This is a genomic window from Micromonospora marincola, assembly GCF_056150385.1.
Genome location: NZ_JAXCFT010000032.1, coordinates 1 through 21,414 on the forward strand (window position 1 = coordinate 1; position 21,414 = coordinate 21,414).

Sequence of the window (21,414 nt, forward strand, 5' to 3'; positions counted from 1 at the left end):
TGCCGTCACGGCGCAGCACTGGGGCACCGATGACCCCGCGCAGTCCGGGTACGCCCGGCCACGTCTTGCCGGCCAGCACGGACGACAGCACCTCCCGGGAGGGGGTGGCCTCTTCCTCGTAGGTCGTGGGGTTGCCCTGCTCGTCCTTGCGGGACTTCACGCGGTAGACGTAGGCGTGCTCGGCGAGCAGCCCGGCCAGCCCGGCGGGCGTGATCGTGCTCGCCGACACCGGCAGCGGGGAGTCCTCGTCGGCGGCGGCGGCCACCCCGCCGGAGACGGCCTCCATGTGCACCAGCGCGCCGCCAGACACGTAGGTGTCGGGCAGTAGCCCGCCCACCAGGGCGGCCTTCAGCGCGCGGATGCTTTCCGGTCCGGTGCCGATCTGCAACCGTTCGGTCATGCTGCCTCCCGGATGTCGCGCAGGTAGCGGGGCCGCCGCGCGCCGGCCCGCAGGCCGGAGGCGATCGTGCGGGCCACCTCACGCGTCGACAGGCCGGTCGACAGGGCGGCGGGTTCCAGCACGGCGTATACGTCGGTGTCGGTGAGCGCGCCCCCGGCGACCAGCTCGCCGAGTACCGCCGCGCTGATGAACAACACGTTGTTCCGTTCCCCCTTGGGCGCGGCGGTCAGGTGGTCGACCTGCCGGCGGATCGCGGCGGCGACGTAGCGGCCGTGCCGGTCCGGCGGCAGCGCCACCCGGGCGGGCCGGTCGGCGGGCCGCACGGCCGGAGCGAGTAGCCCCGCCAGCCAGCCGGGCAGCGGCGCCGGTTCGTAGTCCAAGGAGACCGCGTAGGGGCGGCCGGAGACGGTGGAGCCGGCGGCCACGACGTAGCCGCCGTGGGCGCGGGTGTCGACCTTCCAGCCGAGGCCGCCCCGGTCGCCGGTGGTGTTGCGCAGCTCCGGACCGGTGTCGGGGTGCCGGTAGTAGAGGTGGCTACCGCCGCTGCCGGTGCCCACGGTGTAGGTGGCGTCGATGCCGGTGCGGGGGCCGGCGTCCGGGCCGAACCCGTCGAACGGGTCGATCGGGGTGCCGTGCCGGTCGGCGAGGGTGGCGAACACCGCCCATCCATCGCACGCGCCCTCCCACTCCGGCGGCGGAGTGTCGCCGGGGTGCTTCGGCACGTCCAGGTCGACGACCACCAGGCCGGACGGCCCACACGCGATGCCGACGCCGTAGGGGCGGGTCGACCATGCGCGGCGGATGCGGTCCGGGTCGCAGGTCGCGCGCTGTTCCCACCCGACGTGACCGGCACGGCAGCGCGGGTCGCGGCCGGTGCAGTCGTCGGCGGTGTGGTCCGGGAACGCGGGTCGCTTGTCGTTGGGGCGCAGCGGGAACACGTGCCAGCCGCGCGCGGCGTGGGCGAGCGCGGCGGCCAGCAGCGGCGTTAGGTCGGGCATGACGGTCCTTTCATGGCAGCGGCGTACTGGTGGCCAGCGCCGCGCGGGCGCTGGCCACCAGTGGTGAGTGCGCGAAGCGCGCCGATCAGGGGTTTGGGTCAGCCGGCGTGCCGGCGTACGTCCGGGAACGGCAGTACCGTGCCGCCGTCGTCGTCCTTTGGTCGGGCTGGTCGGGCGGCCCGTCGGGTCGGGGTGACGGTCAGGCGCAGATACAGCCGGGCGCGGCCGGTGTCTGCGCCGGTCATCGGCCGGCGTGGTCCCTGCCACGCGACCCGTCCGGCGGCGGTCAGGAGGCGGGTGGCGGCGTCGAGTTCGGCCGGTGTGCCGGCCAGCCAGATTTCCAGGCCGGACAGGGGCGCGTCGCGCATCGAGGGCCGGTCGCTGTACCCGCCCGGCATCAGGCGGCCTGCGGTTCGGGTAGGTCGATCTGTTGGCCGGTGATGGCTTCGACCACGGCGGCGATGAGGTCGCGGGCGGCCGGCGGGGTGACGGCGTTGCCGAGCTGCCGCACGCGTTCGCGTTTGTTGCCGAGCACCTGGTAGTTCGCGTCGAACGCCATGGCGGCCTGGATCTCGTGTGGCTCCAGCATCCGGAACGTGCAGTCGTCGACGTCGACGTCGGCGCCGAGCAGGGCGTTGCGGTCGACGGTGGTGACCGTGCCGGCGGGCTGGTCGACGGGTCGGGCAGTGCCGTTGCCGTAGTAGGGCACGAGCAGGTGATCCCAGCGGATCAGGGACTGCACCGACGATGCCGTCTGGGTGCGCAGCGGCTCCCGGACCGGGGTGGACATCTGCCCTTGGTCGCCGCGGGCGGTCATGTTCCGCATGACGAGGGCGTGGTGGTTGCCGGCCGCCGCCACGGTGTCCAGCGGCGCGCAGCTCGCGGGTTTGGCGGTGTTGTTCGCCCGCATGGGCACCACCAGGGCCTCGGTGTCGCGGGTGGTGCGGGTGCGGAACGGCTCGTCTACGGTGCGGGCGTCGTCGTTCCACGTTCCCCCGGCGGGTACGAGCATGGGGTTGACGAGGGCGTGGTTGGAGCCGTCCGCGACGATGGTCGCGGTGGGCTGGTCGACGCCGATGGTGCGCGGTCGGCCGGAGCGCAGCAGGGTGAGGAACGGCGGCGTCACCGCGCCGAGGTGGTTGCCCGACGCCGTGCAGGTGGGAAGCGGGCTGTTGACGGGCGCGGTGCGCAGCTCGGCCGGCCCGCCCCGGTGGATGGTGACGAACCGCTGCCCGCTGTAGCGCTTGAGTCCGGCCTCGATGCGGGCGATGGTTTTCGCCGCGAGGGGCCGGGCGCGGTCGCCGATGCGCTCGCCGGGCAACCGCCAGTCGATCGCGGCGGCGGCCGGCAGCACTGCCGGCATGACCTCGATGTGGCAGCGCGGGGTGGGGCAGCGGTAGACGTACTGCTGCCGGTAGCGGCCCCACGGCGCGTCGGGGCGCTTCCACGCCTGTACCGCCCGGACGGTGTGTTCGCAGCGGGGGCACCATGCCTGCGGGCGGGTCCACCGGTTGAGGTCGGGGCAGCGGTCGCCGGTCAGGTGCCCGACGGCGTACCAGCGGTCCCGGGACTGTGGTGCGCCGTCGCCCATGGCTTGGGCGAACATTGAGTTGAGGTAGACGAAGTGCAGGCAGTAGCCGGCGATGCGCAGTGCCGTGGTCCAGGCGTCGAAGTACATCCACTGCCGCACGTCTACGACGTTTTCCACGATGAACGCCCGGTACGGCCGGCCGCGCAGCGTCATCGCCTCCACGAACCGGCAGACATCCCACATCGTTGCGCGGGACCGTTCGGCGGCGTCGTCGGGTAGCACCTGGTCGAACAGGTCCGGTTGCCGGTCGGCGCGGCGCTTGCCCTTGGCCTGTGAGTGGTTGGTGCACTCCGGCGACGCCCACAGGATGTCGGTGGCCGGGTAGCGGCGCGGGTCGGTCTGGGAGATGTCGGCGCAGTCGTGGTCGGCTTCGGGGTGGTTGGTGTTGTGCGTGTCCACGGCGAGCCGCCAGTGGTTCGCGGCCATCCGCACCCGCACCCCGGGAACCTGAATCGCGCCCGACGACGATCCCCCGGCGCCGCAGAACAGATCGGTGATGGTCAGCAACGCTCAGCCTCCGTCGTGTCGGCTGGGCCGGCAGCCGGCCCGGGTCGGTGGTAGGCGTGGTCGAGCCGCCGGGCAACCTTGCTGACGCACGCCGTGATGACTTCGCGCGGGTCGTGGCCCAGGGAGGCGATGGCCACCAGGGCGGTCAGCACCACATCGGCCAGCTCGCCGGCCACGTCGTCGGTGGTGTGGGTGACGCCCTTGCGCGGGTTCTGGCCCACCACGCCGATCCACGCGGCGGCGACCTCGCCGGCTTCCTCGGTGACCTTGAGGATGCGTAGGGACGTTTCCTCGCGGCCGGTGCCGTTGATGGCGTTCAGCCGGGCCGTCACCTGCGCGGCGACGGTGAACAGGTCGGCGGCGGTCACGACAGCGCCTCCGCCGCGAAACAGGTCGGGCAGGCCAGCGCGCCGAGGTGATCGGCCCACCCGGCGGTGTACTCCGCCCACCCACGCCCGGCGTGCGGGTCGGCGGGGTCAGGGGCGGGCTGGCAGGCCGGGCCGATGACCCACCGCCGGTCGGCGGTGAACACCAACCGGCCACCGGTCGAGGGATTGCCCTTGGTGTCGATGCTGTGGTGGGCGACCTTGTGCGCCAGCACGCCGGGAACGAGCCGGATCGGGGCGCAGACGATGATGGCGGCGCGCTGCCCGTTGGTGAAACGCGCCGCTTCGGTGGTCGTGGTCATGGCGTCTCCCTCGCGGGTGGTCATCGGGTGCCCTGGCGGCGCAGCCGGCTGAAGTGGTTGAACGTGCGGCGGCCGATGCGCAGCCGCAGTCCGGTGCCGGAGCAGCGGCGGCAGTCGGGCCGCCCCCGCAGCGCGCGGGGCTTGGTGCTGCGGCGGCGCAGCCGCTGCCACAGCGTGGGCGGGGCGGTGCCGGAGCCCTTACAGCGGTGACAGGCAGTGAACGGCCGGACGTAGCACGCCCCGGCGTAACCGAAAGCGACGATCAGGCCAATTCCGGCGAACAGGACTGCGGACATTTCGGGCGCGTTTGTGCTGGTAGCGGCCAAGATGGGAGTCACTGGATGCTCCAAACAGGGGATTACCGGCGGTAGGCGGCATGCGCCGCTACCGCTACCGGTGGATGTCGGTGCAGGTGGGGCCGGTAGCGGTCTGGGTAGAGTTCGCTCTACCTCTTCCCGGACCGCTACCGGCCGCGCTACCGGTTCTTAGCCGGCCGCGCCGTCGCGCTCGGCGAGCGCCTTGGTGAGGTTCTCCAGGTACAGCCCGGACCGGTTGGAGCCCTTCACCTTCACTTGGCGTGAGCACTCCACCTTCTTGCCGCGTACGAGTGCGGACAGCGCGTCAGGGGTCAGCGACCCGTACGCCTCGGGGAACCGGTCGGCCAGACGGGTGGTCAACACCTCCCAGTGCTGGCCGCGTTCGTCGGCCACCCACACCGCCCGAAGGTCGTCCAGGATGTCCCGCGCGGCGGGCAGGTCGGCCGGGCCGGTGACCCCGCCGCGCAGCGCCACGCCGCGGGCGCAGATCTTCTCCACCGCCGCCCGGTCGAGGTAGGCAGCGCGGACGGAGGTCATGGGGCCGTAGCCGACCCGAACGCCCCACCCGGAGTCGACACCCACCTCGAACTGCGTGGGCCGCGCGCCCTGCCGGTACGCGCCGGTACCCAGCGCCAGGTCCGTCTCGACGTGCGACGGCACGGCCAGACAGGTCCGGTTGGCGATGTTGGACGTGACGCCCTTGGGCAGCGATTCCTTGTCGATGCGCTGCGTCATCAGGATCAGGTGAATGCCCAGCGCCCGGCCGCGCTTGATGATGCTGGTCATCGCGGCGGCGGCGGACTTGCCGATCTCCGGGTCGGTGATGAGTTCCTGCACCTCATCGATCCACGCGACGATCGGCCGCAACCGGGCGTCCTTGCTCGCGATGGCCCGGTTGAGCTTGTTCTCGCTGTTCATGCCCTGCGTGGCGTAGTGCTTGATGCGCGGGCCGCGTACGTCGCACTCCTTGAGCAGCCACATCAGCATCCGGTATGCGGCCTGCTTGGTGCCCTCGTCCGCGCCGGAGCCGAACAGCCCGTCCGGGCACAGCGGTTCGAACGCGTCGAAGTCACCGCGCCCGGCCAGGTCGAACCCCGCGAACTGCACCAGCGGGTCGAGGGCCATGCCGGAGAGCACCACCCGCCCCGACAGGCTCTTGCCGGAGCCGGGGAACCCGGCGAACAGGCTGTTGCGCTCGTCCATCCGGTACTCCACCGGCCGCATGCGCGGGTCGAAGCCGTAGACGAACGGCTTGAAGAAGTCCGTCTGCCCGCCGCGCAGCAGCGGCCATGGCGGTTGCTTCATCGCCGACACCGGGCGGTCGGCCACCCACAGGGCCAGCCGCGAGGGGTGCTCCCGCGGCATGACCTCCGGCCACACCTGGTCCATCGGCAGGCGCAGCCCACCGGCCAGCTTCGCCCGCTCGTCCACCACGTCCACGGCGATCACGCCGTCGGGGAGGTCGACGATGGCGAGGTAGCCGGGGCCGTCGCGGCGGATCTCGCCGACCCCGGCGGGGAACACGATGTCCTCCGGCCGCTTGACCAGGCCGGTGGCCATGATGCCCTTGCGGGTCAGCTCGGCGGTGAGCTTGCGGTAGGCCGGGCGGACCACGGTGCGGGCCAGGATCGGCTTGTCGAGGGGCCGGCCGTGGCGGGCCAGACCGACCAGCCCGGCGGCCAGGATCGGAGCCTGCACCCACCATGGCGTGATGTCCGAGGCGAGCACCACACCGCCGGCGCCGGTGGCCAGGGTGCCCGCGCCGGTGACCCACCACCGCCACGACGCCTGCCGCATCCGGTGCCGGTCCAGGTCCAGCCACGTCTTCGGGTCGTTGCGGTTCGCCGCGTCCTGCCGCAGGTGCCAGTTGCCCGTCTCGGCGCTGGTCCAGCCGAGCACCCGCGAGGCCAGCCGCGCCGCGCCCTTCGGCGCGTACCACGCGACCTTGCCCGCGTAGACCGGGGACAGCACCAGGTGCGTGCCGACGTGGTAGCCGGCCGCGCCGACCGCCCGGCGCAGCATCTCGCGGCGCTGGTAGCGGTCGGTCAACCACAGCGGCAACACCGGCCCGGACCGCCGCTCCAACAGCTCGGTCAGGTCCGGGCGGCGCTCCGGCGGGTCCACCGGCCCACCGACCACCGCCGGCTCCGGGATGACGGTTTCGGCGTCGGCAGCGTCGGCGGCGGCCAAGCCCTGCGCGGCGGCGGCCCGGTCCGCGCGCCGCTGCGCCAGGTCCACGATCCGGGCCGCCTTCTCATCCGCCGGCCCGGCAGGGTTGGTAATGGGATCGCTGGTCATGATGGGGGTTCCTCCACACTCGGGGCGTTGTCCTCGGGAGATGGGGCCGGCGGCGCGGCCCGGTTGTCCAGACCAGAGAGGCCGCGCCGCCGGGTAGCAGGGTCAGAAGTGCAGGTCACCGCTGATCACGTCGACCTGCCGGCCCACCCGGGCGTTACCGGAGCGCACGTTCTCGCTGCGGACCGACGTCGGGTCGGTCTTCGGGGTGTCCTTGCTGGTCTTGCCGGCGTCGCGGCGGCCGTGGACCTGCCCGACCTGAACGGCCACGCGGTCGGTGCCGGACGCCACGTTGCGCTTGCTGCCCATGAGGTGGTGCTCCTTCCCGGCCGTCCAGACGGTCTGGCGGCCACCGGACGCCACCGGGTGATGAGCCGGTGGCGGCGGAAGCGGTCAGCGGTACTGAGTGGGGAAGGTCAGCGGCGGTCGCGGGGGGCGGCGCGGCCGTTGAGCTGCCGGCGGGCGCGTTGCGCCTCCGGGCTGTCGTGCAGGGCTCGGCGCTGCCGCTCGGCCTCAGCGCGGGCGGCCTTGCTGCCGGTGGCCGTGGCGGCGGCATCGGTGTCGCGCCACTGCTGGTAGGCGTCGGTGAACCTCTTCGCGCTCACCGCTTGGCCTGCCGCTGCGCGGCCTTACGGGCGTTGCGGTCGTCGGCCTGGCGCTGCGCCTCGGCCATCTGCGCCAACCGGGCCGCCCGGTTGGCGGCCACGCGCCGCTCGTGCTGCTCCCGGTACTGGCGGTCGGAGATGTGCATGCCCATACTGGTGGTCCTCCCAAGACCTCATGCGGGTTGCGGGGATGGACCGGCGGCACAGCACTGGTTCCTAGGCCGTTGAGCTGTGCCGCCGGGCGGGGTCAGGACTGGTCGGCCTTGCGCTGCTGCGCGTTGGACGCCTTGCGCTGCGCGATGGCCTTGTCGCTGAACCACGACGGGTTGGCCTCCTGCGCCCGGCGGTTCAGGTCGGCGTGCTGCTGGTCGCTGATCGTGTTCGGAACGGCGGTCTTCTTGCCGAACATCGGCACCCCTCAGGCGGCGATCGGGGCGGGAGCGGTGACCGGCGTCGCCGCAGCGTCCGGCGCGGATGGTGAACCGGTCACCGGGCGGGGGCGGTGGCGCTTGACGGTGCTCACGCTGACCTCGGCCAGCCGGGCGATGCGCTCGTGGTTGGCGGTCGGCTCGGCAGTGTGCGCGGCGATGACCCGCTCAGCGGCGGTCAACGACCGGGCCGTGGGCCGCGCCGGGCGGACCGGCTCACGAACCGGCGCGACCGGGGCCGGGGCGACCGGCTCGGCGTGCTCCCACGGATCGGCCTGCACCTCCGCCGACGCCTCCCCCGGCGTCGGGTCGGCCGGCGGGCTGGCCTTCTGCGCCCGGGTGTCCTTGTCGGCCTGGCGGGCGGCGGCGCGGGCGGCCCGCTCGGCGTTGTAGCCCTCCCACGCCTTGCGGGGGTCGCGCTCGTTGTGCTCGATCGACCACCGGGCGGCCATCAGGGAGCGGATGGGGAACATGCGGCGGCGCTTCGGGGAGAACTCCACCCCGGCGTCATCAATCAGGTTGGCGTCTTCGGCGAGCAGTTGCACGTGCTGCGCGCGGCGGGTGTGCAGCCCCCACAGCCACGGCGACAGCAGCGACAGCAGCGCGAACGCCACCGCCGCCGCCGTCGGCGCGATGCCGTCGGCGAAGTGCGCGTAGTTGATGGCCGCGACCACCGCGGCGATTAGCCACGCGGCGCGGCGCAGGCTGGCGGCGGTGGCGTGGGCCTTGAGCATCAGCGCGTCGTGGGCGTGCCACTGCACGTAGACGGCGATGGACTCCAGGGCGGCGGAGAACGCCACCGCGAACGCCACCCGAGACGGCCCGTTCCACGCGGCCGGGGCGATCTGGTCGTAGGCGTAGGCGGCCTGCGCGTACGCGGCACCGCCGTTGATCAGCAGCAGCGGCAACACCGGGCGCAGCTTCGCGGCGAACTCCGCCCGAGCCTTACGGCGCCGGGCGGCGGCCTCGGCGCGCTCGACGCGGCGGGCGGCGTCGCGGCGGCGGCGCTCCTGCTCATCGGCGATGGCCTGGCGGCGGGCGTGCTCGGCGGCGGCTTCCTGCTGTTCCCGAGCGAGCTGCGCCGTTAGCCGCTCGCGCTCGATCTCCGCGGCGGCGGATTCTCGCATGGCCGCCGCGCGGGCTGCCACGATCGACGGGTCCTCCGGGGTACGACGAAACATCTTCGGTGTCCTTCCGGTCAAGGGGTGAGGAGGTCAGCGAGCAGGTCCCGGTGCGCGGCGAACACCTCGCCGCCGTAGGCGTCGGCCAGGTGGCGGGTGAGACAGCCGTAGTCGACGGCGGGCACCCACACGGCGCGGCGAGCGTCGTCCATGCCGGTCACGTCCGGCAGCGCCTCCGGGTAGATACCGGCGTCGAACACGACCGGGGTGGTGACCATCCACGCCTCATCCGAGGCGCGCGGGTCGGGCACGTAGCGGGCGGGCAGCACCTCGTAGGGCTCACGGTCGGGGTCGACGGTCAGGCCGGTCTCCTCGGCCAGTTCCCGCACCGCCGCCGCGAGGGCGGTCTCTCCGGGGTCGACGTGCCCGCCGGGCAGCGCCCACCCGTGGTCGTCATCGCGTTCGACCATGACGATCCACCGCCAGTTGCCCGGCGTGGTCGCCACCACGATGGCGTCGGCGCACTGAGCCTCGCCCCAGTGGCCCAGCTCGTTACGCCCGTACCGGATGCCGGTCGGGGCGTACGGGTTGACCGGACGCCCGTCCACGAGCGGGAACGGGATCGCGGCGGCGGCCCGCCGGGCCGTCCAGTCGATGCGGGTCGGGTCCATCTCCGGGTCCGCCCACGGTGCCCCGGCGGCGATGCCGGCCAGCACGGACGGGTGAGTGAAGGTGCGTGCGGTCATCAGGTTCCTTCCCTGGTCAGTGGTTGCAGCCGGGGCAGTGCAGGCCGGGGCAGCACACCCCGGAGCGGCGCAGCAGCAGCGCCAGCACCGCGAGAACGAACGCGCCCCCGGCCAGCAGCGGCAACAGGGCAATGAACGCGGTGACGAGCTGCACCGCGAGATAGCCGGCCACCGCCACGGCGGCGGTCGCGGGCACGGCAACGGCGGTCACTACCGGCCAGCGCCGCACGGTGCGGGCCGGGGCGCTGGTCCGGGCGGCGCGGGGCCGGTCGATGAAGCGGACCGTCACCCACACGCGCGGGTCGCCGTCCGGCATCTGCGCGGGCCGGGACATGCCGACAAGGCGGTTGGAGTCGCGCAACGTCGCCACCACCGCGGCGACCTCACCCGGCGTGCCGACCACGCGGCGGGCCACGATCGGGCCAGGTGCCGGGCGGGCGGGGCGCATCATCCGGGCGGTCATCAGGCCACCCGGGTCCCACGGCCGGCGGCGGCGCGGGTGGCCAGCAGCGCGCGGGCCTCGCGCAGCACCCGCTTGCGCGCCCGGCGCACCCGCTGCCAGTCCAAGTCGGACGGGGCCGGGTCGGCGCACAGGATCGTGATCTGCGCGTCCAGCAACAGCACCTCGGCGTCGATCAGCGGCATCTCCCGCTCGATCTCCGCCAGGTCCTCGACGCTCGGCCCGTCCGGGTCGGCGTCAGTCAGGTCGTAGCTGTTCACTTGCGGTTCCTTCCGGAACGACGGGCACCCGCCACCGGACGGCGGCAGGCGGTGGACGGCTGCCGGCACGAGCGGCAGCGGGTCTCATCAGGGGCGAGGGGGGCGAGGGAGCCGCACCCGTTGCAGTCGCGCCACACGGCGTTGCTCTTGGTCGAAATCCGCACGGCGGCGGCGATGCTCACGGACATGACGGCTCACCTCTCCCAGCTCGAATCAGGTCGGACGAACAGCCGGAGCACGGCCAGACCGGCCGCGCTCCGGAGCGGTAAACGGGCGTGCCGTGCTGGCACGCCGGGCGATCCTCGGTTGGGCAAGCAAGGGGCCAAACCCCTAAGCGGACACGTCATGCGGCCGGACACGTCAACAGCCGAACGCCGCTCGCCACCCCTAGATCGCGCATCGGGACCCAATCGGGGAGACGGATCTCCCTGCGTCCCGGACCTCTGTGCAGTTGTCAAACACCGAGCGCCGCGGCGGTCCAGCAGATTCACGAGCGGTGCAGCCGAAGCCACCTCCGCCGGCTGTAGAGTCGCCAGCGCCTTGCCTACGTGTTCTATGCGCCATAGAACACGTATACATGCGACCTGTCAAGCACTGCGCCGTGCTCTCTGGGGTCGCCTCTGTCGTTCCGTGCTGCTGAGACCAGCTAAGCGGCTATCGACGCAGGTCAACAGGGAGATGAAGGGGGTTCATTGGAGCGTCCGGGGGGTTCATTGGGGGAGCACTTGCCTCGCACGGCCTTGACCTTGCGCCGCAGTACACACTTGACTGCGGAGTGCGTTCGACCATCGGGGAGGTGGCGTGCCGAACGAGCTGCTTGCGCAGGCGCTCGGACGAGCTGGTTGGTCCAACAAGGGCTGCGCAGCCCGGCTCCGAGCCTTTGGTGAGGCCAAGGGGGTTGTGGTCCGCTGCACCCACGTCGATGTGCGTCGCTGGTTAGATGGCGTGCAGCCCCGCCCTCAGACCGCTGTTCTCATCGCCGAAGCGCTCAGCGACGCGCTAGGAAAGCTCCTCACGCCGTCCGCCGTGGGCTTTAGCTATCAGGCTCACGGTGGAGCTTCTATCGATTCGCTGCGGTATGCCGACGAGCTGCCTGACACCTACCGCAGCCTGGCCGGTACTGCTGAGCACGACATTGCCGGCTCTATCGAGCTACAGAAGGCAGCAGCCGTTTCGTCCGCGTGGACTGGTCCACTCATGGCCTGGCTTCTGTCGCGACCTGAACCTGTGCCTACCAATGCGGTAGGACGGCGAGTAGGAATGGCGGAGGTGGCTGCCGTCTGCTCAACCATCAAGCTGTTTATGAACCTTGACTTTCAATTCGGCGGCGGACATGCAAGAACGGCTCTCGCCCAGTATTTCCGGCATGATGTGCTGCCACTACTTGAAGGCAGCTATTCCGGGGAAGTTGGACGTAAGTTGTTCTCGGCGGCGGCAGAGGTAGCACAGCTTCTCGGCTGGACCGCATACGATCTCGGGCATCATGGTCTTGCTCAGCGCTACCTAATCCAGGGCCTTCGCCTTGCTGAGGCAGGCGGAGATCGAGTGATGGGGGGCCGCTTGCTATCCAACATGAGCCACCAGGCAAACTATCTTGGGCAGCATCAAGAGGCAGCCCAACTTGCGCGCGCCGCCCAAGAGGGTGCGCGAGGTATGGCGAGCGGTACTGTCTCAGCGATGTTTCTTGCGATGGAAGCGCGAGCACGTGCCGGAGCCGGAGAGGGCCGCAGTTGCGCGAGCGTCCTCCGTGAGGCAGAAAACCTTTTCAACCGTCGCGCGGTCTGCGATGATCCGCCTTGGATTTACTACTTCGATGAAGCCGAGATGGCGGGTGAGGCAGCTCACTGCTTCCGCGATTTGCGCTCACCTGCACTCGCGCTGGAATTCGTGACGCAGGCAATTGAGCTTACCGATCCTGCCTTCGTGCGCACCCATGCCTTCATTAGACTGGTAAGCGCGGCGAGCTGTCTACATATGACCAAGCCCGATGTGGGAAAGGCGGCTGAGGTGGCGCTCGAAGCGATCCAGCTTGCCGGGGCACTTAAGTCGGAGCGTTATCTACGCTACGTCAGGGATCTGCGGTCCGACTTTGCGCCTCATTCCACTAGCGCAGAGGCCGCGCGAGCGCTCGAAACCTTCGACGTTTTACTAGCACCTCGGAACTAGTTGCCCTAAAAAGGCTGCCATCCCGACAATGTGGCCGAGCCCTGCAACGTGGCTAGCCGCCTGTCAAATTCGCGGGCGCATGGTTCGCTCTCGCTGACGTTTTGCATCAGCCAAGTGGTCATCTTGAATAGGTTGATGTCGCGAAGCACTTGGAAGCCGTGCCATTTGCGCACGTCTGCGCCGTACGCCTCGCAGAATCCTTGATAGTCGGCTGGGCTGTGCCATCCGATCTCATACTCTGTAGCTGTCACGGCCAAGTCGACTTCAGGAGGGCCGATGCAGAACGCCTCGAAGTCAATCAGAGTTGCATTGCCAGAGGGCGTGCAGATTAGGTTCTTGACGTGGGCGTCGCCGTGCAATGCGACAGAAGGGCTCGGAAATCGAAGTGCCGCGTACGCCTTTCTTAGGTCCCTCAAACGGCAGCGAAGGAAACCGACGACTTCCGGGGGCACCCCCTCCGCTTTGCCCAGTCGGGCGTCAATCCTGGCAAATGGGTCGAGTGCTGGAAGTGCAACAGCGTCATCGAATTCGTAACTATGAACGAGTCGAAGCGCCGTGCCTAGCGCGCTTGCTGAAGCCTTCTCGCCGCTGTCGACGATCCTTCGCCAAAACGTTACTGGATGGTCGTATATCAGAACCGGTTGTTCTACCGGATAGAGACGAACGGCAGGCGCGTCGCAACGCTCTAGCCATCGAGCGACGCGAACTTCCTTCTCCGCGTCTTTCATGTGTTCTTTACTGCGAGCAATGCGGACGATAAGCGACGGATGCTCAACTGAGAAGATGGCGTTCTCTCCAAGCCTAATCAGCCTTGCGTCTGCTGACGAAGCGCCGATGAGGGAGCAGGATTTTTCGAGAATCGACCTGGCGGCGGTTGAGCCGAAAGGCTGCGATGCTTCCTGAAGCGTCAAGTTATCCACCCGAGGCAGTGTTACTTGGTAGGACTACACGGGGCTTGCCTGGCAGTCTTGCGATTAGCCCACTTGATTCTAGAATCTCTAATGCACGTCGGACCGTGCTGCGGGCTACGCTATAACGCTCGGCAATACCCTTTTCACCTGGAAGATTAGAGCCGGCGGGCAGTTTCCCCGCACGGATTTCTTCTTCGAGGTACTGCGCGACTTCCTCCGCTCGGTTCTTTATTTCCTCACTTCCCCGATGCGCTGCAACGAAGCGGCCCCGACCGGGGATAACGACAGTTGACCCATCTTTGTCGAGGATGAGAAGTGCTTGGCGAGAGGTGCCACGCGCCACCCCGTATCGAGTGCTCAATGATGCTTCGCTGTCTACTCGCACGCCGGCTGTTAATCGACCATCTTCGATTGCCGCTCGAATTTCCGCAGCTATCGATTCGGCGCGGCTTGCAGTTCTCGGCTGGCCCTGACTCTCCGCCTTCACGAAGCGACCTCGGCCAGCAATCGACTCGATCAGCCCGTCAGCCTCCAGCGAGGCCAGCGCCCGACGTGCAGTGACTCTGGACACCGACCAGCGCCTACAGACTTCTGACTCCGGCGGCAGCGCCGCTCCGGGCTCTAGTTCCCCGGCCTGGATCGACTCTCGCAGCGTCTGCGCGATCTCCCGATAGCCGGCACCTGAGATGCCTCCAGTCCCCACAGGTCTCCTCGCCGTCGTCGCCTACAGCTCAGGCTAGGCCCCTGTGTGCCACGTGACCACCGCCAGGGCGGTTGCCGGACCTAGCCTCATCCCTCGACAGCCGCCAGTGGCAATGATCATGTTCGGGCGCTCCGCCGGTAGAACTGACGTCCGGGCCGGTGAACCGGCCCTCGGTCGGTATGCCGGTCCCCTGCTACCTGTCGCATGTGTGTCGTCCTGCCGGGGGTGTCCGGTGTTCGTGCTGGTCAGTCCCTTGATCGGCGTGGTCTTGAAAACCGGTAAGGCAGCGATGTCTTCGTGGGTTCGAATCCCACACCCTCCGCCCGCGACACCCAGGAGGCCCAGGTGACGGACGCGGCGGTGGCCGACGTGATGGCCGAGCTGGCCGCGCTCGACGACCCGAGGGCCCGCGCGGTGAACGAGAAGCACGGCGACGACCACGGGGTCAACCTGGGCCGGCTCCGCGCGCTCGCCAAGCGGCTGAAGACGCAGCAGGAGTTGGCCCGTGAACTGTGGGCGACAGGTGACAGCGCGGCAAGGCTGCTGGCGCTGCTGATCTGCCGTCCGAAGGCGTTCGGGGCGGACGAGCTGGACGCCATGCTGCGCGAGGCGCGCACGCCCAAGGTGCACGACTGGCTTGTCAACTACGTGGTGAAGAAGAGCCCGCACGCCGAGCCGCTGCGGGTGGCCTGGCTCGCCGACCCGGATCCGGTGGTCGCGAGCGCCGGCTGGGCGCTGACCGCGGAACGCGTGGCGAGGAGGCCGGCCGGGCTCGACCTGCCCGGCCTGCTCGACGTCATCGAGGCGGAGATGAGGGACGCCCCGGACCGCCTCCAGTGGGCGATGAACCACTGCCTGGCGCAGATCGGGATCGAGCACGCGGCGCTGCGCGCCCGGGCGGTCGGCATCGGGGAGCGCCTGGCGGTGCTCAAGGACTATCCGACGCCGCCGGGCTGCACGTCCCCGTACGCGCCGGTCTGGATCACCGAGATGGTGCGCCGGCAGCACGACAGCGGGGTATGAAGGGGCGCAGGACATTTCCCGCGCACCCGGAAGGACCCGTTTCGATGACCCTGGAACGACCGATCGCCCCGGACCCGTACGAGCTGCTGCCGACCGTGCCGTCGTTCGACCTGACAAGCGCCGACGTGCACAACGGCGAGCCGATGGACGCCCGGTACGCGCACGGCAGCGCCGGCGGTGAGAACGTCTCCCCGCACCTGTCCTGGTCGGGTTTCCCGGCGGAGACGAAGAGCTTCGTGGTCACCTGCTTCGACCCGGACGCCCCGACCGGCAGCGGTTTCTGGCACTGGGTGCTTGTGGACGTGCCCACGTCGGTCACCGAGCTGCCCACCTCGGCGCGGGAGGCGGACCTCGGCGGCGCGTTCAGCATCCGCAACGACTACGGCGACACCGGTTACGGCGGCGCCGCGCCGCCGCCGGGGGACCGCCCGCACCGGTACGTCTTCGCGGTGCACGCGGTCGACGTCGAGCGCCTCGATGTGGGCCGGGAGGCCAGCCCGGCTTTCGTCGGCTTCAACCTCGCGTTCCACACCCTGGCCCGAGCGGTGATCCGCCCCACATACCAGCTCAAGGACTGAGGTGTAAGGCGGGGGCCCTTCTTAACGGGTAGGTGTTAAGAAGGGCCCCCGCCTATACCGGAAGCGTTAAGCGGGGCCCCCGCCTTACACCCGGGCCACGGCGAAGACGGACTGCCCGAACGGGGGGCGCAGCAGCTGCTCGGCGGCCTTGGTGGCGGGCAGCACAAGCGTGTCGTAGACCTTCACCATAGGGCCCTCCTTCGGCATCAGCCGGAAGACCTTGGTGGCCATGAAGTAGCCGATCAGGCCGAGCGCGTTCGCGTAGTGGATCTTCTCGACGGTGAGCCCGGCCTCGGTCATCGCCGTGGCGAGCGTCTTCTTGGTGTAGCGGCGGACGTGCCCGGTCGCGATGTCCGCCGGGCCCATCGCGAACTGGAACGCCGGCACGATGATGATCACCGCGCCGCCGGGGCGGACCAGGTCGCGCATGCTGCGCAGCGCGCCCACGTGGTCGTCGATGTGCTCAAGCACGTTGTACGACACGGCGGCGCTGTAGTCGCCCCGCTCGGTGTGCGGGAGCAGCATCTGCCGGACCTCGATGCCGGGGTGCTGGGCCAGCCGTTCCTTGAGGTTGACGAGTCGGTCCGGGTCGGCCTCGGTGGCGGTGATCCGGGGGATGTGCTCGATCCATTCGAGGGCGTAGTCGCCCAGGCCGCTGCCGATCTCGATGGGGTTGTCACCGAGGTAGGGCACGGCCAGTTCGACGAACCAGCGGCGGTGGTTGACGGCTGTCGCCAGGCCCTCGAGCACCTCCGCTTGGACGCGCTGATCCCCAGTGATTTCTGCCATGCGTCGATTCCTCACGATATTCCTGACCCGCGCCTGGACCGTCAGAGTCAACCATCTGGATGGCTGGGGGGAAAATCGGGGCACCGGCGGTGGCCGAATTGCGGTCGGGTGGGGCACGTGATCGGCGGTCGGCGAACTCGGCACATAGTACGTGAGTCCCCGGAATATGTCACGGGGCCGTCATAACCTGACTACGCTCTGAATTGTCATGACTACTCCGCAATCGGACGCGGATCCTCGGCGGGGGCGGCGCGCCGACGCCCTCGCCGTGCTCAGCTTCGTGCTGCTCGCGTTCTGGGTGACGGCCCGGCTCTGGGCGGACCCGGCGAACGGGGTGCGGGACAATCGCACCGATCAGGCGCAGTTCGAATGGATGATGGCGCACGGTGCGCGCGTCGTCACAGATTTCGCCTATCCGTTTACCTCTGATCGAATGAATGTGCCGGACGTCGTCAATCTGATGGCTAATACGTCCGTATTATCCATTTCGCTGCCCCTGTCGCCGATCACGGTGTGGTTCGGGCCGCGCTGGTCGTTTCTCCTTTTCCTCACCCTCGGCCTCGCCGCCACCGGAGCCGCCTGGTATTTCCTGCTCTCCCGGGTGGTCGTCGGCGCCCGGGGGCCGGCCTGGCTGGGCGCCGGCTTCTGCGCGTTCGCGCCGGCCATGGTGTCGCACGCCAACGCCCACCCCAACATCGTCAGCCAGTTCGTGGTGCCGCTGATCATCTGGCGGACGCTCCGACTGGCGCAGCCCGGCCGCTGGCTGCGCAACGGGCTGCTGCTCGGCCTGGTGATCGTATGGCAGGCCTTCCTCAACCTGGAGATCCTGCTGATGACCGCCATCGGCCTGGGCGCGGTGGTGCTGGCGCTCGCCCTCGGGCGGCCCGCGCTGCGGTCGGCGGCCCGACCCTTCGCGGCCGGGCTCGGGGTGGCCGCCGTGGTGGCCGGGGCGCTGCTCGCGTACCCGCTCCACGTGCAGTTCGCCGGCCCCGGCGCGTACTCCGGGCTCTCCGCCCTGATCCGGGGCTACTCCACCGACCTCGCCGCCTACCTCGCGTGGTCCCGGGAGTCGGTGGCCGGCGACGCCCGGGGCAGCGCCCCGCTTGTCAAGAACGCCACCGAGGAGAACGCCTTCTTCGGCTGGCCGCTCGTGGTGCTCGTCAGCGCGCTCGTCTGGTGGCTGCGCCGGAGCGCGGTGGTGCTCGGGCTGGCCGCGGTCGGGGTGGTGTTCGGTCTCTTCTCGCTCGGTCGGGAGATCCACTTCGACGGGCGGGACACAGGCGTTCCCGGCCCCTGGGCCGCGTTGGAGAACCTGCCGGTCCTGCACTCGGTGGTGCCCACCCGCTGGTCGCTCGCGCTCACCCCGATCATCGGCGTACTGCTCGCGCTCGGCGCCGAGCGGGCGCGGCGGTTGGCCCGCCGGCACCCGGCCGCGCGGGGCCAGATCCGCTTCGCCACCGGCACCGTGCTCGCCATGGCGCTGCTGCCGGTCCTGCCCACCCCGCTGCCCGACACGCGCCTGGACCCGACCCCGGAGTTCGTCACCTCCGGAGCGTGGCGGCCCTACGTGGCCGGCGGGCGGAGCATCGTCACGCTGCCGCTGCCCGACACCACCTACGCGGTCCCGCTGCGCTGGTCCGCCGAGACCCGCCTGGAGATGCCGCTGGCCCGGGGCTACTTCCTCTATCCGGACACCCGCCCGGGCGCCGACCGGGTCGCGCTCTTCACCGCGCCGCCGCGCCCGACAAGCACGTTCTTCGAGACGGTACGACGCACCGACGCGGTCCCCCCGATCACCCCGCAGGACCGGGTGGCGGCCGTCGAGGACCTGCGCTGGTGGCGGACCGGAGCGGTGATCCTCGACCCCCGGCTGCGGCAGGCCGAGTCGCTGCGCCGGGCGATGACCGAACTGACCGGGATCACCCCGACCCGCACCGGCGGAATCTGGCTGTGGGACGTGCGCCCGCTCGTCGACTGACCGGCGGTCAGCGGACGCAGCAGCCCTGGCAGACCTTCGGTCGGGGCAGCGTGAAGGCAAGGCAGCAGGTGCGCCGCTGCACGGTCGGCTCACCTGTCGGGCCGGGCACCAGCTCCACCAGGTCGGCCAGGTCGAGCGCGTCGAGGAGCGTGGCGACGGTCGACGCGCTCGGGCCGGGCAGCGCGTCCGCCGCGCGGAGGATGCCGTGCGCGATGCCGGAGGCGACCGAGCCGAGCAGCGTACGGGTGCCGACCCGCACCTCGCCCTGGATGGCGGCGATCAGCGGGGTGAAGTGGGCGTCGAGCAGCGTGGCGCGCAGCGCGTCGAGCAGCGCGGCCTCGTCGGCGACCACCCGGACGCCCGGCGCGCCGGCGAGCGCCAGCGGGTCGCCGGGCAGGACGGCCACCGGGGTGCCGTCGCGCAGGCCCAGGGTGAGCAGTTGGTGGTGGTCCTCGAAGTGCACGAGCACGTTCGCCGGGTCGAGCAGCGGCACCCGCCGCGCCGAGGCCCAGCCGAGCACGGCCGGCAGCGCGGTCCAGTAGCTGTAGGACTTCCAGGCGAGCGCGGCGCAGGCGTGCGGGGTGCCACCCCAGCGCCGGCCGGCGGCGGTCAGGAACGCCGGGAGCAGCGTGCCGTCGATCAGGTGGGTGGCCGGGGCCCAGCGGTCGAACTCGTCGCGGACCAGCAGGCCGGGCGCGAGCCCGGGCAGGTCGTCGGTGCCGAACATGGCGCGCAGGGTCGCGGTCACCGGGGCGAACGGGCTGGCGACGTCGCGCGCCGGCATCACCGCAGTCACCTGGCCGTCCCCTGTCTGGTCGCCCGTCGGCCGGCGCGTGCCGTCGACCGAAGCTAAGGCTAGCCTAACCACAGTCCCGGGCGGAGGGAAAGTGGTGACATGGATCGGTGGGGAGGTCCCGGTCACTCCGTCGCCGTCGCGTACTGCCCGGCCGAATGGGCGGAAAACGTCGACGGGAGCGCCGTCAGGTGCGCGCAAGCATCGACGCTCACCGTTGAATTGTCAAGGTGATTGTCGAATACGAGGCAGTTTCCGTACACGGTCGACCACGAAAAGTGAAAATGGTCTTCCCGCGTGCGAGGAAGCCGATGACCTCACCGATCGAGCGTGCCGCCGACTCGTTCGCGACCGAACTCGCCCGGCACCGGACCGGCCGAGGGCTGTCCAAGAAGCAACTGGCGACACTCATGGGCTTCGACCCGTCCTATGTCAGCCACGTCGAAGGGCGCCGCCACCGGCCCACCGAGGACTTCGCCCGCCGGGCCGAGGCCGTCCTGGAGGCCAGCGGCGCGATCTGGCAGCGCTTCCGGGAATACGACGAGCTGCGGCACAGCCGGGGCACCGGCGCGCACCGGGACCCACCCGTGCCCGGCCAGTGGCTGCCACCCGGCACCGGGCTGGTGGTCGAACGCGAGGTCGCCACGCTCACCCACACCGGCGACGGCTACCACTGCGCGATCCGGCGGGAGCTCTACAACGCCGGCACCGAGCCGGTCAGCCGCTACCTGGTCCGGGTCGCCGTCGACCGCTACCCCAACGACCCCGGCCGCTCCAACCGCCACCACCGGGAGCACCCGCTCACCTTCGCCGAGCTGCAACTCGTCGCCTACCGGGACGACGGCAGCGGGCGCGAGCCGATGCACTGGCGGGCCAAACACGACCGGGACGCGTTCAAGGAGATCTGGCTGCTCTTCGAGAACGACGAGGGCCGCTTCCCGCTCTACCCGGGCGACCGGGTCACCATCGAGTACGCGTACCGCGTCGGCCGCGACAAGTGGGGCCCCTGGTTCCAGCGCGCCGTACGCCTGCCCACCCGGCACCTCGCGGTCCGGCTCGACCTGCCCGCGGACCTCGATCCGAAGGTGTGGGGCGCGGAGACCTCGCTGTCGGCGGAGGAAGGGCCGCTGCGTACCCCGATCCAGCGCACCGCGGACGGCGACCGGGTGAGCTACGAGTGGGGGACCGACGACCCGCCGCTCAACGCCCGCTACCGGATGCAGTGGCGGTTCCGCAGCCCGGAACCGGACGCCGAACCGGACAGCACGCCCGTCGGTGAGGCCCGGGTCCGCGCCAGCGACCGGATGCGGGCGGTGGGCATCGTGCAACGCGGCGACGACCTGCTCCGGCAACCCGCCCGCCAGTTCGACCTGCCGGCCGAGGAGGGGTACGCCCGGCAGGTGGTCGACCGGCTCGCCGGGATGCTGGCCCGCCTCGACGAGCTGCACCCGTTCAGCAAGGGCGTCGGTCTCGCCGCGCCGCAGCTCGGGCTGGGTTGGGCCGCCGCGCTGGTCCGGCCCGCCGACCGGGCGGCCGAGCCGGTCGTGCTGCTCAACCCCCGGGTGGTGGACGCCGCCACCGAGACCGACGAGCAGTACGAGGGCTGTCTCTCCTTCTTCGACCACCGTGGGCTGGTGCCCCGCCCGCTGCGGATCGACGTGGAACACGCCCAGTGGGACGGCAGTCGCGTCATCACGTCCTTCGAGTACGCCATGGCGCGGCTCGTCGCGCACGAGATCGACCACCTGGAGGGGCGCCTCTACGTCGACCGGATGGCGCCAGGCGTGCCGCTGGTGCCGGTGGAGGAATACCGCGAGACCGGCACCCCCTGGCGCTACTGACACAGCTCCGGCACGCGGGCCGGTTGCCGGACCGACCCGCGCGCCGGGAAACGGGGGGCCGGGTCGCGTGCCCCAGGGGGCGGGGGCACGCGACCCGGCTTGGGGGGGAGCAAGGTCCTAGGGCCTGTGTCGAAGTCGGTCACAGCCATTCGTTGATGGCGGCGATGTGCACGGTGGCCTCGTAGCGCACGGCGAGTTTGTCGAAGCGGGTGGCCA

Annotated in this window: 24 protein-coding genes, 1 tRNA gene and 1 pseudogene; 6 read left to right on the top strand and 20 right to left on the bottom strand. The window is 70.6% G+C overall.

The genetic code is table 11. The features are described 5' to 3' along the window. From SM450_RS30565 to SM450_RS30640, 16 genes and pseudogenes are all read right to left on the bottom strand, one after another. Positions 1 to 400: pseudogene (locus SM450_RS30565) on the bottom strand (hypothetical protein); the annotation flags it as partial. Then, positions 397 to 1,398 carry a bifunctional DNA primase/polymerase gene (locus SM450_RS30570; RefSeq protein ID WP_474623249.1) on the bottom strand — a complete coding sequence of 334 codons (1,002 nt, stop codon included), beginning with the start codon at positions 1,396 to 1,398 and terminating at the stop codon, positions 397 to 399. The pseudogene SM450_RS30565 and the gene SM450_RS30570, both read right to left, overlap by 4 nt. 98 nt (positions 1,399 to 1,496) lie before the next feature. Next, positions 1,497 to 1,796 (bottom strand): hypothetical protein, encoded by a 300-nt coding sequence (locus SM450_RS30575; RefSeq protein ID WP_474623250.1) that lies wholly within the window; start codon positions 1,794 to 1,796, stop codon positions 1,497 to 1,499. Then, on the bottom strand, positions 1,796 to 3,496 hold the full coding sequence (locus SM450_RS30580) for a DNA cytosine methyltransferase (RefSeq protein ID WP_474623251.1): 1,701 nt from the start codon (positions 3,494 to 3,496) through the stop codon (positions 1,796 to 1,798). The genes SM450_RS30575 and SM450_RS30580 overlap by 1 nt, the downstream gene beginning before the upstream one ends. Beyond that, positions 3,490 to 3,864 (bottom strand): MazG-like family protein, encoded by a 375-nt coding sequence (locus SM450_RS30585; RefSeq protein WP_474623252.1) that lies wholly within the window; start codon positions 3,862 to 3,864, stop codon positions 3,490 to 3,492. The genes SM450_RS30580 and SM450_RS30585 overlap by 7 nt, the downstream gene beginning before the upstream one ends. After that, a complete protein-coding gene (locus SM450_RS30590; protein WP_474623253.1) occupies positions 3,861 to 4,184 on the bottom strand; it encodes a hypothetical protein in 324 nt (107 codons plus the stop codon). The genes SM450_RS30585 and SM450_RS30590 overlap by 4 nt, the downstream gene beginning before the upstream one ends. Positions 4,185 to 4,204: 20 nt before the next feature. Further along, positions 4,205 to 4,480 (bottom strand): hypothetical protein, encoded by a 276-nt coding sequence (locus tag SM450_RS30595; RefSeq protein WP_474623254.1) that lies wholly within the window; start codon positions 4,478 to 4,480, stop codon positions 4,205 to 4,207. A gap of 189 nt (positions 4,481 to 4,669) precedes the next feature. After that, on the bottom strand, positions 4,670 to 6,799 hold the full coding sequence (locus tag SM450_RS30600; protein WP_474623255.1) for an FtsK/SpoIIIE domain-containing protein: 2,130 nt from the start codon (positions 6,797 to 6,799) through the stop codon (positions 4,670 to 4,672). A 102-nt stretch (positions 6,800 to 6,901) separates the two neighbouring features. After that, positions 6,902 to 7,105 (bottom strand): hypothetical protein, encoded by a 204-nt coding sequence (locus SM450_RS30605; protein WP_474623256.1) that lies wholly within the window; start codon positions 7,103 to 7,105, stop codon positions 6,902 to 6,904. A gap of 107 nt (positions 7,106 to 7,212) precedes the next feature. Continuing rightward, entirely contained in the window at positions 7,213 to 7,401 is a 189-nt protein-coding gene (locus tag SM450_RS30610) for a hypothetical protein (RefSeq protein ID WP_474623257.1), read from the bottom strand. Next, positions 7,398 to 7,553, bottom strand: coding sequence for a hypothetical protein (locus tag SM450_RS30615; RefSeq protein WP_474623258.1), 156 nt, complete (start codon positions 7,551 to 7,553; stop codon positions 7,398 to 7,400). The genes SM450_RS30610 and SM450_RS30615 overlap by 4 nt, the downstream gene beginning before the upstream one ends. A 95-nt stretch (positions 7,554 to 7,648) precedes the next feature. Next, entirely contained in the window at positions 7,649 to 7,810 is a 162-nt protein-coding gene (locus tag SM450_RS30620) for a hypothetical protein (RefSeq protein ID WP_474623259.1), read from the bottom strand. A gap of 9 nt (positions 7,811 to 7,819) precedes the next feature. Beyond that, complete coding sequence (locus SM450_RS30625; protein ID WP_474623260.1) at positions 7,820 to 9,010, bottom strand: hypothetical protein; 1,191 nt, start codon at positions 9,008 to 9,010, stop codon at positions 7,820 to 7,822. A gap of 17 nt (positions 9,011 to 9,027) precedes the next feature. Continuing rightward, positions 9,028 to 9,696, bottom strand: coding sequence for an NUDIX domain-containing protein (locus SM450_RS30630; RefSeq protein ID WP_474623261.1), 669 nt, complete (start codon positions 9,694 to 9,696; stop codon positions 9,028 to 9,030). Between the two features lie 16 nt (positions 9,697 to 9,712). Further along, the gene (locus SM450_RS30635; RefSeq protein WP_474623262.1) at positions 9,713 to 10,159 is read right to left on the bottom strand and encodes a hypothetical protein; all 447 of its coding nucleotides are present in this window, start codon (positions 10,157 to 10,159) and stop codon (positions 9,713 to 9,715) included. Then, entirely contained in the window at positions 10,159 to 10,416 is a 258-nt protein-coding gene (locus SM450_RS30640; RefSeq protein ID WP_474623263.1) for a DUF6284 family protein, read from the bottom strand. Before SM450_RS30640 ends, SM450_RS30635 begins: the two co-directional genes overlap by 1 nt. An 801-nt stretch (positions 10,417 to 11,217) precedes the next feature. Between SM450_RS30640 and SM450_RS30645 the strand changes: the two genes are divergently transcribed. Continuing rightward, positions 11,218 to 12,582 (top strand): hypothetical protein, encoded by a 1,365-nt coding sequence (locus SM450_RS30645; RefSeq protein ID WP_474623264.1) that lies wholly within the window; start codon positions 11,218 to 11,220, stop codon positions 12,580 to 12,582. Positions 12,583 to 12,587: 5 nt separating this feature from the next. On the opposite strand, the gene SM450_RS30650 is transcribed toward SM450_RS30645, so the two are convergent. Together SM450_RS30650 and SM450_RS30655 are read right to left on the bottom strand one after the other, a co-directional pair. Then, positions 12,588 to 13,502, bottom strand: coding sequence for a phosphotransferase family protein (locus SM450_RS30650; RefSeq protein ID WP_474623265.1), 915 nt, complete (start codon positions 13,500 to 13,502; stop codon positions 12,588 to 12,590). Beyond that, the gene (locus SM450_RS30655) at positions 13,495 to 14,196 is read right to left on the bottom strand and encodes a GntR family transcriptional regulator (RefSeq protein WP_474623266.1); all 702 of its coding nucleotides are present in this window, start codon (positions 14,194 to 14,196) and stop codon (positions 13,495 to 13,497) included. The genes SM450_RS30650 and SM450_RS30655 overlap by 8 nt, the downstream gene beginning before the upstream one ends. 221 nt (positions 14,197 to 14,417) lie before the next feature. Here SM450_RS30655 and SM450_RS30660 point away from each other — a divergent pair. From SM450_RS30660 to SM450_RS30670, 3 genes are all read left to right on the top strand, one after another. After that, positions 14,418 to 14,518: transfer RNA gene (locus SM450_RS30660), tRNA-Ser, on the top strand. 50 nt (positions 14,519 to 14,568) lie between these two features. After that, entirely contained in the window at positions 14,569 to 15,219 is a 651-nt protein-coding gene (locus SM450_RS30665) for a DNA alkylation repair protein (RefSeq protein ID WP_474623271.1), read from the top strand. Positions 15,220 to 15,263: 44 nt separating this feature from the next. After that, positions 15,264 to 15,797 carry a YbhB/YbcL family Raf kinase inhibitor-like protein gene (locus tag SM450_RS30670; RefSeq protein WP_474623267.1) on the top strand — a complete coding sequence of 178 codons (534 nt, stop codon included), beginning with the start codon at positions 15,264 to 15,266 and terminating at the stop codon, positions 15,795 to 15,797. Between the two features lie 84 nt (positions 15,798 to 15,881). Here the strand turns inward: SM450_RS30670 and SM450_RS30675 are convergent, their stop codons facing one another. Beyond that, entirely contained in the window at positions 15,882 to 16,586 is a 705-nt protein-coding gene (locus SM450_RS30675) for a class I SAM-dependent methyltransferase (RefSeq protein ID WP_474623268.1), read from the bottom strand. Positions 16,587 to 16,794: 208 nt separating this feature from the next. Between SM450_RS30675 and SM450_RS30680 the strand changes: the two genes are divergently transcribed. Further along, positions 16,795 to 18,564 (top strand): DUF6311 domain-containing protein, encoded by a 1,770-nt coding sequence (locus SM450_RS30680; RefSeq protein ID WP_474623269.1) that lies wholly within the window; start codon positions 16,795 to 16,797, stop codon positions 18,562 to 18,564. A 7-nt stretch (positions 18,565 to 18,571) separates the two neighbouring features. Here SM450_RS30680 and SM450_RS30685 read toward each other — a convergent pair whose 3' ends face one another. Continuing rightward, positions 18,572 to 19,348 (bottom strand): IucA/IucC family C-terminal-domain containing protein, encoded by a 777-nt coding sequence (locus SM450_RS30685; RefSeq protein WP_474623272.1) that lies wholly within the window; start codon positions 19,346 to 19,348, stop codon positions 18,572 to 18,574. Between the two features lie 320 nt (positions 19,349 to 19,668). Here SM450_RS30685 and SM450_RS30690 point away from each other — a divergent pair, with 320 nt between their 5' ends. Beyond that, positions 19,669 to 21,198 (top strand): peptide deformylase, encoded by a 1,530-nt coding sequence (locus SM450_RS30690; RefSeq protein ID WP_474623270.1) that lies wholly within the window; start codon positions 19,669 to 19,671, stop codon positions 21,196 to 21,198. Positions 21,199 to 21,414: the final 216 nt, after the last annotated feature.